The following is a 15409-nucleotide window of genomic DNA, read 5'->3' as shown; positions in this document are numbered from 1 at the left end:
CGTAATGCAGGAAGCACAGCTGTCCTCCGCCGCTAGACCAATGCGGCGACTTCCGTGTAGACGCGGCGAAGATGCTGATCGGACATGTCCAAGATTGGCTCATACATGAAAGAGTTCAGATGAATGTTCTCCGGCGTCATCAGTAGGACGCGCTGAATGACGCCAATGTTGGGAAGTTCGGCAGGAAAGTCGTTCCGATAGCGCTTCAGTAGCGCCTGAGTCTGGTTGGTTGTGATCGCAGCCAGCCAAGCTGAATCGTTGATCCTCCCCGCCATGAATCGCTCTGCTTGCAGGCGCGTAGCAATCGCCAGCACAACCTTATTCTCGAAGTTGATTCCATCCGGGGCCTGCAGACAAGTAGCGACTTCAATGCCTAGAATATCGATGAGTCGCTCTCCAGGGTTGCCAGACTGTCCGTTGATGCCAAAGAGCCTGGAGTAGATGCCATCAAGATCCGCCACGGTGATCTGATCTGTACCGGCCTTCCAGTGAAGCAGGGACGTGAGGAGAAGATAGTCTGGATCTTGTTCGTCCTTCATGTACTCAATCAGGTTGCGCATGAAGGGAATACAGCAGATTTTCTTGCGGTTATCGGTGAAAAATGCGGGTTTCCACACATTGATGAAGACGTTACGCACGCCCTGGGCAGCCTCCAGACTTATCCCAGTGGCTGTCTTTGACACCATGAAGCAGTTCTTCCGATGAACGAGACGACGGCTCTCGATGGTCCGATAGAAATCAAAGTTGTGGGTCAAGATGAGCAGTTTGAAATTCTGGCCTTCAGCCAAGTCGGAAAGGTACTGGATGATGGCGTACTTGTTCTTGTAGTCAAAAGAGTCGGCGATGTCGTCAACAACTAGGAGTGTCTGCTTGCCTGCCGAGCCGCGTACCTCAATGTCAAACAACATAGTCAATACGTGAAACGCTCTTCTTTCTCCAGTACTTAACGTCTGTAGAAGCGTGTCTCGTTCGACTTGTGCTTGATCACCCCCCTCCTTGAAGACAAAGCCCAGGCGCGGTGCTGTCTCCGTTCCCAAAACAACTTGAACCTTGTTGGCCACCTCGAGATGGAACGGGACGATGAAGCGGCTATTGAAGATATCAATCACACCCTGCCATTGTGTGTGCTCTTGGCCGGCCTGCGCCTCAATCTTGGCTGAGCGAACCGCAGCGTTCTCGATCTTGTTGATGAGGTCAGTGTATAGATCGTGATTCGCCTTCAGATAGGACAGCCAGAGCTTCTTGTTCAGGGCCGCTGGATCGGCCAGCTCGGGCAGCAGTTCCTCGTGCCCCTGCATGTACGCCTCAAACTCGCGAACCTGCGCGTTCTTCTGGATCTGCTTTTCAAGCTCTTCGTACTTCCTCCGAAGAGCAGCATCCTCAGAGATTTTGGCGCGCTCTGCATCAACAAGAGCTTGGAGCTCTGTCTCGGATTTGATCTCCTTCTCTTCGTCTCCGCTGAGTCGAACGGTATGATTTGCCTTAAAGAAGCCACTGATCTTCAGCTCCTTGGCGACGTTGGTAGCCGCGTAATAGTTGAAGCCTCCCTTCTTGAAGTACTTCGACGCGGCGAGCAACTCGTTGTACTTCTTCGTGTACTCGTTGATCGCCGTGCGGAAATCACCTTGGCCCAAGAATGCCACGACTTTCTCATCGTTTAGCACGTCGTAGGGGACATCCTTGAAGTCTGGCTTCAAGTCCTTTGACAGCTCATCCTTAAGCTCAACCAAAGCAGTGTTGAAATCTCCGTCTGCAGGCGCAAACGTTGACAGAATCTCGCGCTCCACAGAGCGCCTGGTTTTCGAGGTGGTCTTGATCGCCATGACAAGTGCTGCTCGCGCAGCGGTGATTCCAGTGTGCAGCGCTTCATACTCCACACGAAGTGTGGCATTCACCAAGAGCGTAGCGGTGGCGTTTCCATTGCTGGCGAAATCCTCAAATGGCCTAAGCACGAGTACATCGCTAGCAACGAGGTCGGCATTGTTCTCATCGCTGACCACGCGGACCGTCGCGCGGTTCGGGAATATTCTGTCGCGCGATGGGTTTCCATTGGCGATGTCCTGAAGGGTGCATGCCAAAGAGCTCTTCATCGAGCCGTTTGGTGCGTAGATGGCGATAGCTGCCGTGCCGGCGAAGTCCAGCACGACGTCCAACTTGCGGATTCCGTAGCAGTTCTCCAGTTGGAGCTTGAGCTTTTCCATTCTCTCTCTCTCCTAATTTTTAGTTCGAGCTTCCTAGGTCATTCTTTGCGGTTCGAAGCCAGATTTCCCCGAGTCAGAGTGGCAAGATCCAAGACGTCGGCCGGGGGATATTGTGGAACATCAGTTTGGCCTAGATGCCAGCGTATCCTGTAATTTGGCAGTGCAGCTCGGCGTGGGGCTGCACCGCCAGTCGGGTTCGGCCAGATCGGCTAGAGCCAACTGAGACCGATCAGCTGTCACATTGCACGGGCCGTACGGATGGCTCGGAAAGCTGATGCGGTCACTTAGGCCTGGACTTCCGGCAGGGGGGGGCCTCTGAGAGGTCGCCACCCTTCGCCGATGGAATCTCGCTGATGGACCTCAATCTATAGTAGGCGTAGAGGTGCACCAAGCGGCGGAGACCCGCGACAGGTGCCGGTAGAGACTTGTAGCACCGTCGCTATCAGCCCTGCCTTAAGCTAGGTGCGGGTAGCAGGAGCACGCGAGTAACCCGGTACCGATCACCGCGCCAGCCAATCGTGTTGTAGGGATCGGGAAGCCACCGTTGCTTGGCACCGAAGGTAGTTTCCTTCGTGAAGGACGCCTACACCCGCCTATGTTGCTGATCGAAGAGGATTGTCACTGCTAGATGGAGAGCTGAGTCCCCGGAAAAATATGCTTAGATTCTACTGCAGAGTGTCGAGAACACCTCAATTTGTGCACCTTTGGATAGTCGAGGTCCAGTCTTGGCCGGAAGCGGACACTGCGCCAGTGGTCGATTTCCTGCCACCAGAAAGATGACGTTGCGGATGAACTCTCACGGGTCTAGATCCGCATATTTAGTCCCATCGGATACAACGTGGAAGTCTTGATCAGTTGCCTTTCGATCATTTTGGCTGAGGCTTCAGGGATCCCATAAGCCGAGATGTCGTGCACACAGATCACGTTCTGGCCCTGCATCCCCCGCATAGCCTCGTGAAAGCGGCGGTTCGAGTTCTTTTCCAGCGCTTCTTCAACGTGCTCCATGTATCTTTGCTGCCACGAGCGCCGAGATCGGCCGACATAGCTCATGCCTTTGATCGTCTCGTAGCCGATACGGCTTTTGGTGAAAACAAACGCCTTAACTTGCTCTTCTGCGGTTCCACTCTTTGTAATTCTCTCAAGCTCTTCTTGAGTGAACAGTGGCCGTTTGTAGGTATGCCGATAGACGATGTGATCACCGGTAGGTGTGTACTCCGTCGAGCAGTAAAGCAGGGGCACGCACACCAGTGTGCTGCCTCCGAACAAGCGATGTTTGCTTTCAGCGAAAAAACGTACCCCGCTCATATGACCGGGCTCCAGCATCAAAGTGAAAATCGAAGACCCGGTGTCCACGTCGTGATGGCCGACAAGCCGGATACCCGTGTGCGGGACACCTGTGGTCGCTGAATCACGAAGTTCGCCTTTGAGGACATTCACGCCTTGGTACCGCATGACCGCGTCCATGGCGACATCCACGTCGAAATGGGGGCCGAAGAAGAGCCGCAGAGCGTCAGGGTTGAGAAAGCTCGACATGTGCGAGTGAGAAGGTTACTGAGGTGAATCAAGTATGCCTGTTGCCAAATAGTATCTGTAGTATGCCTTGTCGAAAATACGTGCCTCCGAACCGAGACACTCTGAAGTGCTCAATTAACGTCCAATCATGTGACGTCACATGAATCGGAATGCGTACGAAGCGGATCCCGCCTCAGCGAACCATGGAAGCAAGGTTCTATTCGGAGTGCGGCGGATGACTCCTTGTCGTATGCACGCCAGAAGCCTTTTGTGTCGATTCCGCAACTTCCGGTAGCGCGGGCAACCAGTCTCTGTACTGATCGAACGCTTCCTTGAAATTTGCCCTGTTCTCTTCTGCCTCGATTCCGTAGATGCTGAAGAGTGCAATGGTTCCTACTGGAACACCCTTGGGAGCTCGGCCGGCTTTACGCATGTTCTCTTCGTGGAGCACGGCACGCAGCGACTCTTTGTGATCAGTCCGCAGGTAGTTCGCCAAGTTCGAGATCTCTTGGTAGACCTTGCCTGCGTAATCGAATGCTTCGCCTGTCGTTGGAATCTCGCCTTTGTGGAGCGCCGCGTACCGGGCAGTAGCCAGTTTCTTGTCGAACTCGTAGGGCTTTCCGGTCGCAGCAAGATAGAGAAACAAGAAAGCACCGAACTGCCGCTCAGACTGCGAGGCCACCTCCTTCCACGAAGCCTCGAAGTTGCCCGGATCAACACCGCTGGACCGGGCGAAGACACGGATCGCAAGCTCGAAAAGTCGCTCGCGCGACGCAGCCAGGCATGCGACAGCTTGAAGCGTCTGATCATGGATCAATGCGTCTGCGGCAGCGGTCAGCAGCGTTTCGAACTTTGGGTTCTGGACGATGGAGAATGCTGCGTGGCCGAGCGGACATGTGGCCTCGACCGTGTGTCCATCGTAGTAGTCGCCTACAAACAGGTACGGTTGGACGCTGCCCGACTTGGTGCACTCAACGCACTGCAACAACGATTTCATCCAGGAATCTACCTCGTAGCAGAACTGATCGACACTAATTTGGGTGATCGAATCGCGTGAGCGTGCTTAGTCCAGTACACCGGCCCGGCCGATCTCGATCAGCTCGTCCGCGTCCGCTCAGTCGGCATGATGATGCCATACGATTGCTTGGAGTTCCCCCTAGAGTCTGCTTCTGGCGGAAAGCGGACATGGGCCCAGACCGACCGTAAGGGAAGGTGGCAATGTCCGCTACCGACCCAAAGCGGACGATGTGTCGTGCGCCTCTGCAATTCTGTCGAGCCGCCCATCGAAGGGGTGGTTTTATTTGCACTGGCCCCTGTTCTCGAGCCAGCAGCCATTGAAACCGCCCGAAGGCGGTTTCGGCTGTCTACGCCTGCCGAGTTGCCTAGCCGGGCAGCTTTGCCGCAAGCACCTCTACCTTCTCGATGGTCGGCGGCTCGGAGAATAATTCCCCGGCCTTTGCCATCAAGGCCGCCGCAACCTTGCCGGAGAGATGGGCTTTGCCAAACGTCATCCCGACATCATGTTGGATGTGCGCTTGTCTGATCGCATCAGCAATGCGGTCGACGACAAGATCGATGTCGGGGTCAGGGTCGGGTTCATGCGCGACAGTCGTTTCGTCGCGCGCAAGGCTGCCGATATGCGCCTTACAATCGTTGCAGCTCCGCGTCTGACCAAGAAGGTGGGAACACCGGATGGAGTCGATGAACTGGCCGGTTCTCCGGTGACAGCGGCCATCGACATCAATACCGGGCGACCGTGGTCCTGGCACTTCAGTGCAGGACGCCAGTGGACGCCTGTGTCGCCAGCCTTCATCGCGGACAACGCCGACATGGAAATGGGCGCCGCATTGGCCGGAATTGCGTTTGCTCAATTGGCGGACTACATGGCGGCCCCCTATATCGCCAGTGGAAAACTGGTGCGGGTTCTGCAGAAGGAAGAGCCCCCGGCTTGGGGCTTGTATGTCTATCGGCCTCAGCGCGCCCCTGTGCCAGCGAGAGTCCGGGTCGTGTTCGATGAATTGCAGACAGCTATTGGGTCGTTGCCGGCTTTGCCTTAGGGAAGGTCTGAACAAGTCACTCGTTTGACTGTATGAATCGCCCCGGCTTCCCCGGAGGCTCCATCACTTGAGAGGATGGAGCCATGAGAAAGTCGAAGTTTCCCCCGAGGTACAGGAGCGGGCCGTCCGGATGGTGCTGGAGCACCAGAAGGACCACGACTCGCAGTGGGCCGCGATCGGTTCGATCAGCGGCAAGATCGGCTGCACGGCCGAGACCCTTCGTCGTTGGGTTCGGCAGGCCGAGCGTGACCAAGGCATGCGTGCCGGGCCGACGACGTCGGATCTGGAGCGATTGAAGCAGCTCGAGCGCGAGAACCGCGAACTGCGCCAGGCGAACGAGATCCTGCGCAAGGCGTCGGCGTATTTTGCCCAGGCGGAGCTCGACCGCCGCACCAAGTGATGCGCTCGTTCGTCGACGAGCACCGCGACGTCTACGGAGTCGAGCCGATCTGCCGCGTTCTGCAGATCGCTCCGTCGTCGTACCGGGAGCATGCTGCGCGGCGCCGGGACACGCTCCGGGCGTCGCCGCGCGTCCGGCGTGACCTTGCGCTCATGCCGGAGATTCAGCGTGTCTGGACGGAGAACCACGAGGTCTACGGGGCCGACAAGACGTGGCGCCAGATGAACCGCGAGGCGATTGAGGTGGCGCGATGCACGGTCGAACGCTTGATGCGAAAACTCGGGATTGCCGGGGTTGTGCGCGGAAAGTCGGTTCGGACGACGCATCCGGATCCGGCCCGACCCTGTCCGCTGGACCTGGTGCATCGCACGTTCAAAGCGGACCGTCCGGACCAACTGTGGGTCAGCGACTACACCTTTGTTTCGACTTGGCAGGGATTCGCCTACGTCGCCTTCATCATCGACGTCTACGCACGGCGAATCGTCGGCTGGAAGCTGTCGTCGAGCCAACAGACCCAATTCGTGCTCGATGCGCTCGAACAGGCGCTTCACGCGCGGCGTCCGGGCGACGCGCTGGTGCATCACAGCGACCGCGGATCGCAATATGTGTCGATTCGCTACACCGAGCGCCTGGCCGAAGCCGGCATCGAGCCGTCTGTCGGAAGCGTCGGAGACAGCTACGACAACGCGCTGGCCGAAACGATCAATGGGTTGTAAAAGGCCGAGGTCGTGCATCGTCGTTCCTGGCGCAGTCGCGAAGAGCTGGAACTGGCCACGCTGCGCTGGGTGGATTGGTACAACCACCGGCGACTACTCGGATCGATCGGCTACATCCTACCCGCCGAAGCCGAAGCGAACTACTATCAACAGCGACAGCACGTCACGGAGACGTGACTCACGCCAACGAGCCTCCGGGAATCCCGGGGCGATTCAGGCTTACGCTACACCGGGTCCAAGGAACTGCGGTCAAGACAGGAGGGCCTCCGCGCTGGGAAGAACTCCCAGGCGTATCGTGCGCACAGCTACCATACGAAAGTCCCACCCGAGGCTATTGAGAAACTCATTCGTCATCACACGAGTGAGGGGTCGCACGTAGGGCTGTGTGACCCCCATCCTGCAGCGTGAGCTGATTGGGTCAAGGCCGAGTTGTCATGCAGGCAGTTTGGCTGCAAGCAGTTCGACCTTCTCGATATTGGGCGGAGAACTGAGCAAGGTCACGGCGTTGGCCATCAAGGCCGCGGCGATCTGGCCGTTCAGATGCGCCTGGCGACCTGCCTCATCGGCAAAGGCATCGAACACACCAAACGTCGAAGGGCCAAACTTCAATGCGAACCAGGCCGTGGTGCCGGACTCGGCGTTGGCGAGCGGCAGTGCGCTGGCCAGGAAGTCGGCAAGCGCAGCCTCCTGGCCGGGTTTGGCTTCGAGGCGAACAAACAGAGCGAGCTTGGTCATGATGTATTCCTTTGGGTAAATGGGTTAGGTGAATGGATCAACGAGCCTGCAATCTAAATCCTCATAACAGCCATCTCTATAGGCAATAATGACAACTTTGATATCATTGTTGCCATGAAACTCCACATCCTTGTTTGTGATGGCGTGTTTGATCTGGGGCTTGCGGCGCTCACTGACACAGTGGGCTTGGCCAATGCGATGGCGGGCTCGCTGCCACAGGCTCCCGCGCACATAGAGCTCACGCTGGTGGGCGTGCGGCGTCGCATCCGAACTGCGCAAGGCTTGACGGTCCCCGTGGTCACTGCGCGTGGTATGCCGGAACCAGACGTCGTGCTTGTGCCCGCGTTTGGTGACAAGATGCCTGACACGCTCTCGGCTCGGCTCACACGCCCCGACGTGCCCGACGCGGTCGCGGCGCTACAGCAGTGGTCCACCGCTGGCGCGCACCTAGGTGCCGCTTGCTCCGGTAGTTTCTTGCTTGCAGAGAGTGGCCTGCTTGATGGGCATCGTGCGACGACGTCATGGTGGCTGGGGCCGATGTTTCGGCAGCGCTATCCGAACGTCACGCTGGACGAGTCACGCATGATCGTGAACTCGACACGCTTCACCACCGCGGGTGCCGCTTTGGCCCACGTCGACCTGGCCTTGCGCATCATCCGGGAGCGCAGTCCGGCGCTGGCGGCCCTGGTGGCACGCTATCTGCTGGTCGAGACACGCAGTTCGCAAGCCGAGTTCGTGATTCCCGACCACCTTGCGCATGCCGACCCGATGGTGGAGCGCTTCGAGTGCTGGGCCAGACGTCGGCTCGCGAAGGGGTTCTCGCTCGCCGAGGCGGCCAGCGCCGCGGGCACAAGCGAGCGTACCTTGGCGCGGCGGCTGCAAAGCGTTTTGGGCAAGACACCGCTGTCGTATTTCCAGGACCTGCGCGTGGAACATGCCGTGCATCTCCTGCGCACCGGAAACGCGAGCGTCGACCAGGTCGCCGCACAGGTCGGGTACTCGGATGGGGTGACCCTGCGGGCCCTGTTGCGCCGTAAGCTGGGCCGGGGTGTCAGGGAGTTGCGACGCGGTGGATGACCAGAGGCGTTTGGTGTATGTACGGCTGGAGACCGCCGGGAAACTGTCCGAAGCAAAGGCCTACCCACTTGCGTCTACTACATCGTGCGTTGGGTGCGAAAGCACCAGCCGTGCCAAAATAGTTTTCAGTGACCTTTCAAAGGTCAGAGTATTGGGAATACTGTTAGCTTTACCACTGTTTTCTGTTCACTAATCTGGGTTTTCATCCACATGCTATTCAATCCACTTCAAGTAGGTTCTCTCAACCTGCCCAACCGCATCCTTCTGGCACCACTGACACGCGCCCGTGCCGACGCTGGCCACATGCCCAACGCGCTGATGGCCGAGTACTACAGCCAGCGAGCCACCGGCGGCCTGCTGATTTCCGAATGCACCATGGTGGCGCCCGGTACATCGGCCTTCGTCAATGAGCCTGGCATCTACAACGACGCGCAGATTGCAGCCTGGAGGCAGGTGACCGACGCGGTGCACGCCAAGGGCGGACGCATCTTCATGCAGATCTGGCACGCTGGCCGCGCAGCCTACCCTGGCGCTGCCGATGGCGCCCCCATTGTCTCCAGCAGCGCCACCGCTATTGAGGGTGAGATCCACACGCCCCAAGGCAAGGTGCCGCACGCGGTGCCCCGCCCCCTGGCCGTCGAAGAGATTCCCGGCATCGTGGCTGCGTTTGCTCAAGGCGCACGCAACGCCATTTCCGCCGGCTTTGATGGTGTGGAAGTACACGGCGCCAACGGCTACCTGATTGACCAGTTTCTGCGCGACACGCCCAACCAGCGCACCGATGCTTACGGCGGATCGCCGGAAAACCGTGCACGTTTGCTGTTCGAGGTACTCACTGCCGTGACCCAGGCGATCGGTTCCGAACGTGTGGGTCTGCGCCTGTCGCCCCTCAACAGCTTCAACAGCATGAAAGACAGCGACCCGCTGGCCTTCATCGGCTTCGTGGCCGATAGGCTCAATGCCTTCAAGCTAGCCTACCTGCACGTGATGCGCGCCGATTTCTTCGGCGTGCAGAAGGCCGATGTCATGCCCGTAGCGCGTGAAAAGTACAAGGGTGTGTTGGTGGGCAATATGGGTTACAGCGCTGATGAGGCAGAGGCAGCTATTGCCGAAGGTAAGCTTGACGCTGTGGCCTTTGGCACCGCCTTCCTGGCTAACCCGGACCTGCCCGCACGCATCAGGGCCAAGGCACCGCTGAACGCGCCTGACTCCAACACGTTCTACGCAGGTGGCGCCAAGGGCTATACAGACTATCCGACACTGCAGGTCGCGTAAGTCACCGCCCCAGAAGACCGAAGAAACGAGCCACTTTATACCCAAGGCTCTGCCCTTCGATCTTGCGAAGCTGTGAATCGATGGCGTCTACCGAGTGTTGTGCGCCATCACGATCTTTAATTGATAAGTTGCCTCGGTTTGCTTCGCCGCCCGCCGAACTCGTACATCGTCTCCGGCTCAGGTAGTGCCGAGGCCGATTTGGGAGGGCGACAGCACCACCATCGTTTCACCGCCCGCAGCCCAGCCCGTGCCCGACGTCATGGAGGATTTGCTCGCGATGGTGGGCTTGGGTGATTCGGCCGGCGTTGGCCAGGATGCCGAGGAGTTCCTCCACACCCCCGCGCCAGCAACAGCCGCGACGTCCATTCCATCGCCTGCACCCGCGCCTACGCCTGGGCCATCGGCAACGAAGCCATCCGGGGAACAGTTCATGGTTTGGCTGAAGCAGGGAATCGCCTCACGACGGTTCATCATCAACGACGCGAAGGTACTCGTGCATACGGTGAATGACACGGCCTGCCTGGTCAGCCCGGGTGTGTTCCACACGCTATGCGCAGGAGCATCCCGAAGTGGCCGCACTCGCCAAGCAGGAGAATCAACAGGATTGGCAGTGGGTGCAGAAGAGCTTCGAGAAGCTGCAGCTACATCGAAAGCAGCCCAGGACTGAACACTTGGACCTGTGAAGTCACGGGCCCGAGGAAGTCCCGCCGACTGCATGGCTACCTCCTCGAAGATGGGTCCTTGGCACTCGCCGAAATACCGCCCAACAACCCCCATCTTGCTCTGACTCAGGAAGGATGACGCGATTCGGGCATTGATCGCCACCGTCGTGTGGCGACGATCAAGTCCCCGCGAAAATTGGCAACATTTGGCGAACTGAGCTACTCGGCCCGCGCCAACTCCTGTGCAAGGAACGGAGCGGTTCTGCTGCCAGACGTTCGGGCCACCTGCTGAAGGGAGCCCGCCACCACGATGCTGCCGCCGGCAGCGCCTGCACCAGGCCCCACGTCGATCACCCAATCGGCCTGGGCCACCGCGCGCATATCGTGTTCGATCATCACTACGGTATTGCCGGCATCGACCAGGCGCTGCAACTGTACCAGCAGCCGGTCGGCGTCCGACGCATGCAGCCCGGTAGTCGGCTCGTCGAGCACGTACAGGCTTCGGCCGCGCTGGCTGCGCTGAAGCTCGGTCGCCAGCTTGATACGCTGCGCCTCGCCACCGGAAAGCTCGGTGGCCGGTTGCCCCAGGCGCAGGTAGCCCAGTCCGATATCGCGCAGCAGTTGCAGTGGCCTTGCCACAGCGTCTTCACCCGCGAAGAATTCGCTGGCTTCGTCCACGGTCATCTGCAGCACCTCGGCGATGTTGCGCCCGTTCCATTGCACCTTCAGCGTGGCCTCGTTGTAGCGTGCGCCATGGCACGTCGGGCACGGCGCGTACACGCTGGGCATGAACAGCAGTTCCACGCTGACGAAGCCCTCGCCCTCGCAGGTCTCGCAGCGCCCCTTGGCGACGTTGAACGAGAAGCGCCCGGCGTCATAGCGGCGGCGTCGCGCATCGGGCGTGGCAGCGAACAGCTTGCGCACATGGTCGAACAGGCCGGTGTAGGTGGCCAGGTTCGACCGCGGCGTGCGCCCGATCGGTTTCTGGTCCACCTGCACCATTCGCTGTATGGCGTCCACGTCGCCTGCCAGACGACCGCCAGTCGCTTCGATCACTGTCGGCCCTTCGCTGGTGGCGGTTTCGGCCGCATCGTCTTCCGGCTCGTGGCCCAGGTGCAGCAGCACCAGCTCCGGCAGGGCCTGCGCGACGAGGCTGGACTTGCCCGAGCCGGAGATGCCGGTGACGGCCGTCAGCACGCCCAGCGGAATGCGCGCATTCACGCCATGCAGGTTGTGGCGGTGAATGTCCTGCAGCTCCAGCCAGCCGGTCGCTTCGCGTGCCCGGCTTCCCGGCGCGGGGATCTCATCGAACAGGTAGCGTGCAGTACGCGATTCGGCAATCTTGCGCAGGCCATCCGGCTCGCCGCTGTAGAGCACGCGGCCGCCACGCTCGCCGGCATCCGGCCCGACATCCACGAGCCATTGTGCACGGCGCATCAGGTCCAAGTCGTGCTCCACCACGAACACCGAGTTGCCGGCCTCGCGCAGACGGTCGAGCGCGTCGTACAGGGCTTGGCTGTCGGAGGGGTGCAGGCCCGCCGAGGGTTCGTCGAGTACGTACACGACACCGAACAGCATGGAACTCAATTGCGTCGCCAGCCGCAGGCGCTGCAACTCGCCGGCTGAAAGCGTCGGCGTGGCTCGGTCCAGCGTCAGGTAACCCAAACCCAGCCCACGCAGTTGACGCAGGCGCGCCATCACGCCACCGGCCAGGCGCTGCGCGGCGAGGCGCTTTTCTTCCGATAGCGCCGAGGTGCGGCGCACGTCGGGCGATACCGCATGGACGGCGCGGCCGGAGGCCGCGCGTTCGGCACGGTCGCGTCGGGTCGCTTCCTTGTCCGTAGCCGCCCCCGCTGCATGGGCGCGGAAATCGCCCTGGGCGATGGGTTCGAGCAAGGCCGCCAACTGGTCCAGCGGCACCTGCATGAACTCGCCGATGTCCACGCCGGCGAACGTGACCGACAGCGCCTCGGGCTTGAGCCGCTTGCCGTGGCAGGTGGGGCACGGTTTGCCCTCCATGAACCGGGACACGCGCTTTCTCATCAGCGCGCTCTGGGTGTTGGCAAAGGTCTGCAGCACATACCGTCGGGCGCCGGTGAAGGTGCCCATGTAGCTCGGCTCCATCTTGCGCTTGAGCGCGGCGCGGGTCTCGGCCGGCGTGAGGCCGGCGTACACCGGCACCGTCGGTGTTTCCTCGGTGAACAGAATCCAGTCGCGATCCTTCTTCGGCAGGTCCTTCCACGGTCGGTCAACGTCGTAGCCCATGCTGACCAGGATGTCGCGCAGGTTCTGGCCTTGCCAGGCGGGGGGCCAGGAGGCGATCGCCCGCTCGCGGATGCTCAGGGAGGGGTCGGGCACCATGTTCGCCTCGGTCACCTCGTACACATGGCCCAGGCCGTGGCAGGTCGGGCACGCTCCCTGCGGCGTGTTGGGCGAAAAATCCTCGGCGTACAGCATCGGCTGGTTGGCCGGATAGGCGCCGGCACGCGAATACATCATCCGCACCAGGCTGGACAGGGTGGTGACACTGCCCACGGAGGAACGCGCGTTGCTGGAGCCTCGCTGCTGCTGCAGCGCCACCGCCGGCGGCAGGCCGTCGATCGCATCGACGTCCGGCACGCCGGCCTGGTCGATCAGTCGCCGCGCATAGGGAGCCACCGACTCGAAGTAGCGCCGCTGGGCCTCGGCATAGATGGTGCCAAAGGCCAGCGAGGACTTGCCGGAGCCGGAGACACCCGAGAACACCACCAGCGCGTTACGCGGGATGGAGACGTCCACCTCCTTGAGGTTGTTCTCGCGCGCGCCACGCACCTGCACGAGGCCGCTGGCCGCAGCGGCACAAGAGGATTCACCGAAAGAATTGTTTGGCATGTTCTTGACTTGTAGTTCGTCCCGCTCAGGACGGGACTTCCTGAGTTCGGGTGCCGCGGCGGCTGGCTTCCAGTGCTGCGGTGACAGAGCGGGCGTCGTAGCTGCCGCGCAGGCGGCGACCCTCGACGAAGAACGTCGGCGTGGCGTGCGCACCGCTGGCGACCGCACTGGCGAGGTCGCGCTCGACACGCTCGATCACCGCAGGGCTGTCGAGATCGGCGATGAACCGATCGACGTCGAGCCCAAGCTCTGCGGCGTAGCCGATCAGATCCTCGCGCTCCAGCGCGTGCTGACGGGTGAACACGAAGTCCAGCCACGGCCAGAACATCCCCTGGTTCGCCGCTGCCTCGGACGCACGCGCGGCAATCGGCCCGTGCGGGTGGTGCGGAAGATGGCGCACCACATACCGCAGGTCGTCACCGAAGTGGGCGCGAAGATCGTCCCACGAACCGGTGGCGTGCGCACAGTACTCGCACTCGAAGTCCACGTACTCGACGAGTGTGAGCTGCGCGTCCTCCGGCCCGCGGATGTGATCGATCTCCGGATCGACCGGCGGCTCAAGCACCATCGGCAGGTCCGCGGTCTTCTCACCCCACCGCTGGGCGGCGACCTTGAAGATGAGCCACCCGAGCAACGTGGCGAACACCATCGACACGAGCACGCCGACCGTCGCCTGGCGGCCCAGGTCCGAGGTCGTGCCGAACGCGAGCCCGATGATCAGCAGCGACACGGTAAAGCCGATCCCGGACAGCGCCGCCCCACCGAACACGCTCCCCACCCCGACGCCCTCGGGCAGCCGGCCCAGGCCGAGACGGATGGCGACGAGCGTGGTGAGCCCGATGCCCAGGAGCTTGCCGAGCACGAGCCCTGCGATGATGCCCCACGTGACTGGCGAGCCAAAGGCCTCGGCGAGCAGCCCGCCACGCAGGTCCACCCCGGCGTTCGCCAAGGCGAACACCGGCACGATCAGCAGCGCCGTCGGCAGCCGCAGGAACTCGTGCAGCCGCTCGTTCACCGAGATACCCCGGGACAGCCCGTAGTCCACCGCGCGGGCCGATGCGGCACTCGGAGACTGCCAGAAGTCACGGAACAACTGTCTTGCCGCAACGACCCCGTGACGTTGCGTCGCATAGGCGGGGATCAGCAGCCCCGCGGCCATCCCGGCGAGGGAGGCATGGATGCCGGAATACACGGTTGCGAGCCACAGCACGATCACGATCAGCACATACGGCATTGCCCGCCACTGGCGGGTGCGCCCCAGCAACCACAACCCGACGAGACTGGCAAGGGCGATCAACAACGGGACGACGCGGAACTCCTCGCTATAGACGATGCCGATGATGGACACGGCGAGGAAGTCATCGACCACGGTCAGGGTGAGCAGGAACACACGCAATTGACCAGACAGCCGCGGACCGACGATCGCCAGGGTGCCCAGCATGAACGCCGTATCGGTGCCGACCACCGCCCCCCACCCGTGCAGGCCCTGACCTCCGGCCAGCCCCACGAGCAGGACGTACACCAGCGCGGGAAGCACAACACCCGCGACCCCCGCGATCAGGGCGAGACGGGCACGGCTGGGGTCCCTGAGCGACCCGTGGGCGAATTCCTGACGCACCTCCAGGCCGATCAGGAAGAAGAAGATGACCATCAGGCCATCGTTGACCCAGTGATGCAGGTCCATGTGCAGGCCCAGCGGCCCAAAGTTGAACCCGACGTCCAGGTGCCACAACCCGAAATAGGCATCGGATAGCGGCGAGTTCGCCCACGCCAGCGCCACAACCGTGACGATCACCAGCAGCACCGCCGCCCCAGACTCCGTGCGTAGATAGCGGGCAACTCGACTCCGTCTGATATTCGCAGAGGATTCACCGAGAGAAGCGTCTGGCATATTCTTATCCTG

Annotated in this window: 8 protein-coding genes, 4 pseudogenes and 1 other annotated feature; of the genes and pseudogenes, 5 read left to right on the top strand and 7 right to left on the bottom strand. The window is 61.0% G+C overall.

Annotated features, from left to right (window positions below; genetic code table 11):
* Positions 1-32 precede the first annotated feature (32 nt).
* The 4 genes and pseudogenes from EGJ34_RS01860 to EGJ34_RS01845 form a co-directional block, all read right to left on the bottom strand.
* Entirely contained in the window at positions 33-2201 is a 2169-nt protein-coding gene (locus EGJ34_RS01860) for an AAA family ATPase (RefSeq protein ID WP_185750035.1), read from the bottom strand.
* Between the two features lie 804 nt (positions 2202-3005).
* Complete coding sequence (locus EGJ34_RS01855) at positions 3006-3734, bottom strand: hypothetical protein (RefSeq protein ID WP_125358470.1); 729 nt, start codon at positions 3732-3734, stop codon at positions 3006-3008.
* A gap of 196 nt (positions 3735-3930) precedes the next feature.
* Positions 3931-4710, bottom strand: coding sequence for a hypothetical protein (locus tag EGJ34_RS01850; protein ID WP_125358468.1), 780 nt, complete (start codon positions 4708-4710; stop codon positions 3931-3933).
* A gap of 385 nt (positions 4711-5095) precedes the next feature.
* A pseudogene (locus EGJ34_RS01845) lies at positions 5096-5212 on the bottom strand (antibiotic biosynthesis monooxygenase); the annotation flags it as partial.
* Between EGJ34_RS01845 and EGJ34_RS01840 the strand changes: the two are divergent.
* Both EGJ34_RS01840 and EGJ34_RS01835 read left to right on the top strand, forming a co-directional pair.
* Complete coding sequence (locus EGJ34_RS01840; protein ID WP_024957967.1) at positions 5204-5770, top strand: substrate binding domain-containing protein; 567 nt, start codon at positions 5204-5206, stop codon at positions 5768-5770. The pseudogene EGJ34_RS01845 and the gene EGJ34_RS01840 overlap by 9 nt on opposite strands.
* Positions 5771-5900: 130 nt before the next feature.
* Positions 5901-7063: pseudogene (locus tag EGJ34_RS01835) on the top strand (IS3 family transposase).
* Positions 6128-6244, top strand: a sequence feature (AL1L pseudoknot). It overlaps the preceding pseudogene by 117 nt.
* 255 nt (positions 7064-7318) lie before the next feature.
* On the opposite strand, the gene EGJ34_RS01830 reads toward EGJ34_RS01835, so the two are convergent.
* A complete protein-coding gene (locus tag EGJ34_RS01830; protein ID WP_024957965.1) occupies positions 7319-7621 on the bottom strand; it encodes an antibiotic biosynthesis monooxygenase in 303 nt (100 codons plus the stop codon).
* Between the two features lie 114 nt (positions 7622-7735).
* On the opposite strand from EGJ34_RS01830, the gene EGJ34_RS01825 reads away from it, so the two are divergent.
* The 3 genes and pseudogenes from EGJ34_RS01825 to EGJ34_RS22625 form a co-directional block, all read left to right on the top strand.
* On the top strand, positions 7736-8698 hold the full coding sequence (locus tag EGJ34_RS01825; protein ID WP_049460453.1) for a helix-turn-helix domain-containing protein: 963 nt from the start codon (positions 7736-7738) through the stop codon (positions 8696-8698).
* A gap of 210 nt (positions 8699-8908) precedes the next feature.
* Positions 8909-9973, top strand: a complete 1065-nt coding sequence (locus EGJ34_RS01820) for an alkene reductase (protein WP_024957963.1) — start codon at positions 8909-8911, stop codon at positions 9971-9973.
* 199 nt (positions 9974-10172) lie between these two features.
* Positions 10173-10774 (top strand): annotated as a pseudogene (locus EGJ34_RS22625) (DNA-binding domain-containing protein); the annotation flags it as partial.
* An 80-nt stretch (positions 10775-10854) separates the two neighbouring features.
* Here EGJ34_RS22625 and EGJ34_RS01810 read toward each other — a convergent pair.
* Positions 10855-13506, bottom strand: coding sequence for an excinuclease ABC subunit UvrA (locus tag EGJ34_RS01810; protein WP_024957962.1), 2652 nt, complete (start codon positions 13504-13506; stop codon positions 10855-10857).
* Positions 13507-13531: 25 nt separating this feature from the next.
* Positions 13532-15328, bottom strand: a pseudogene (gene nhaA / locus EGJ34_RS01805) (Na+/H+ antiporter NhaA); the annotation flags it as partial.
* Between the last annotated feature and the right edge of the window lie 81 nt (positions 15329-15409).

Source organism: Stenotrophomonas sp. 278 (assembly GCF_003935715.1).
Lineage (GTDB): Bacteria > Pseudomonadota > Gammaproteobacteria > Xanthomonadales > Xanthomonadaceae > Stenotrophomonas > Stenotrophomonas maltophilia_AH.
Note: the sequence above shows the minus strand (reverse complement) of the source record. Positions and strands in the feature narration are given on the sequence as shown.

Excerpts from the sequence above, each read along its gene's own strand:
- EGJ34_RS01860 (WP_185750035.1), bottom strand. The coding sequence starts at position 2,201 with ATGGAAAAGCTCAAGCTCCAACTGGAGAACTGCTACGGAATCCGCAAG.
- EGJ34_RS01855 (WP_125358470.1), bottom strand. The coding sequence starts at position 3,734 with ATGTCGAGCTTTCTCAACCCTGACGCTCTGCGGCTCTTCTTCGGCCCC.
- EGJ34_RS01850 (WP_125358468.1), bottom strand. The coding sequence starts at position 4,710 with ATGAAATCGTTGTTGCAGTGCGTTGAGTGCACCAAGTCGGGCAGCGTC.
- EGJ34_RS01840 (WP_024957967.1), top strand. The coding sequence starts at position 5,204 with ATGGGCTTTGCCAAACGTCATCCCGACATCATGTTGGATGTGCGCTTG.
- EGJ34_RS01830 (WP_024957965.1), bottom strand. The coding sequence starts at position 7,621 with ATGACCAAGCTCGCTCTGTTTGTTCGCCTCGAAGCCAAACCCGGCCAG.
- EGJ34_RS01825 (WP_049460453.1), top strand. The coding sequence starts at position 7,736 with ATGAAACTCCACATCCTTGTTTGTGATGGCGTGTTTGATCTGGGGCTT.
- EGJ34_RS01820 (WP_024957963.1), top strand. The coding sequence starts at position 8,909 with ATGCTATTCAATCCACTTCAAGTAGGTTCTCTCAACCTGCCCAACCGC.
- EGJ34_RS01810 (WP_024957962.1), bottom strand. The coding sequence starts at position 13,506 with ATGCCAAACAATTCTTTCGGTGAATCCTCTTGTGCCGCTGCGGCCAGC.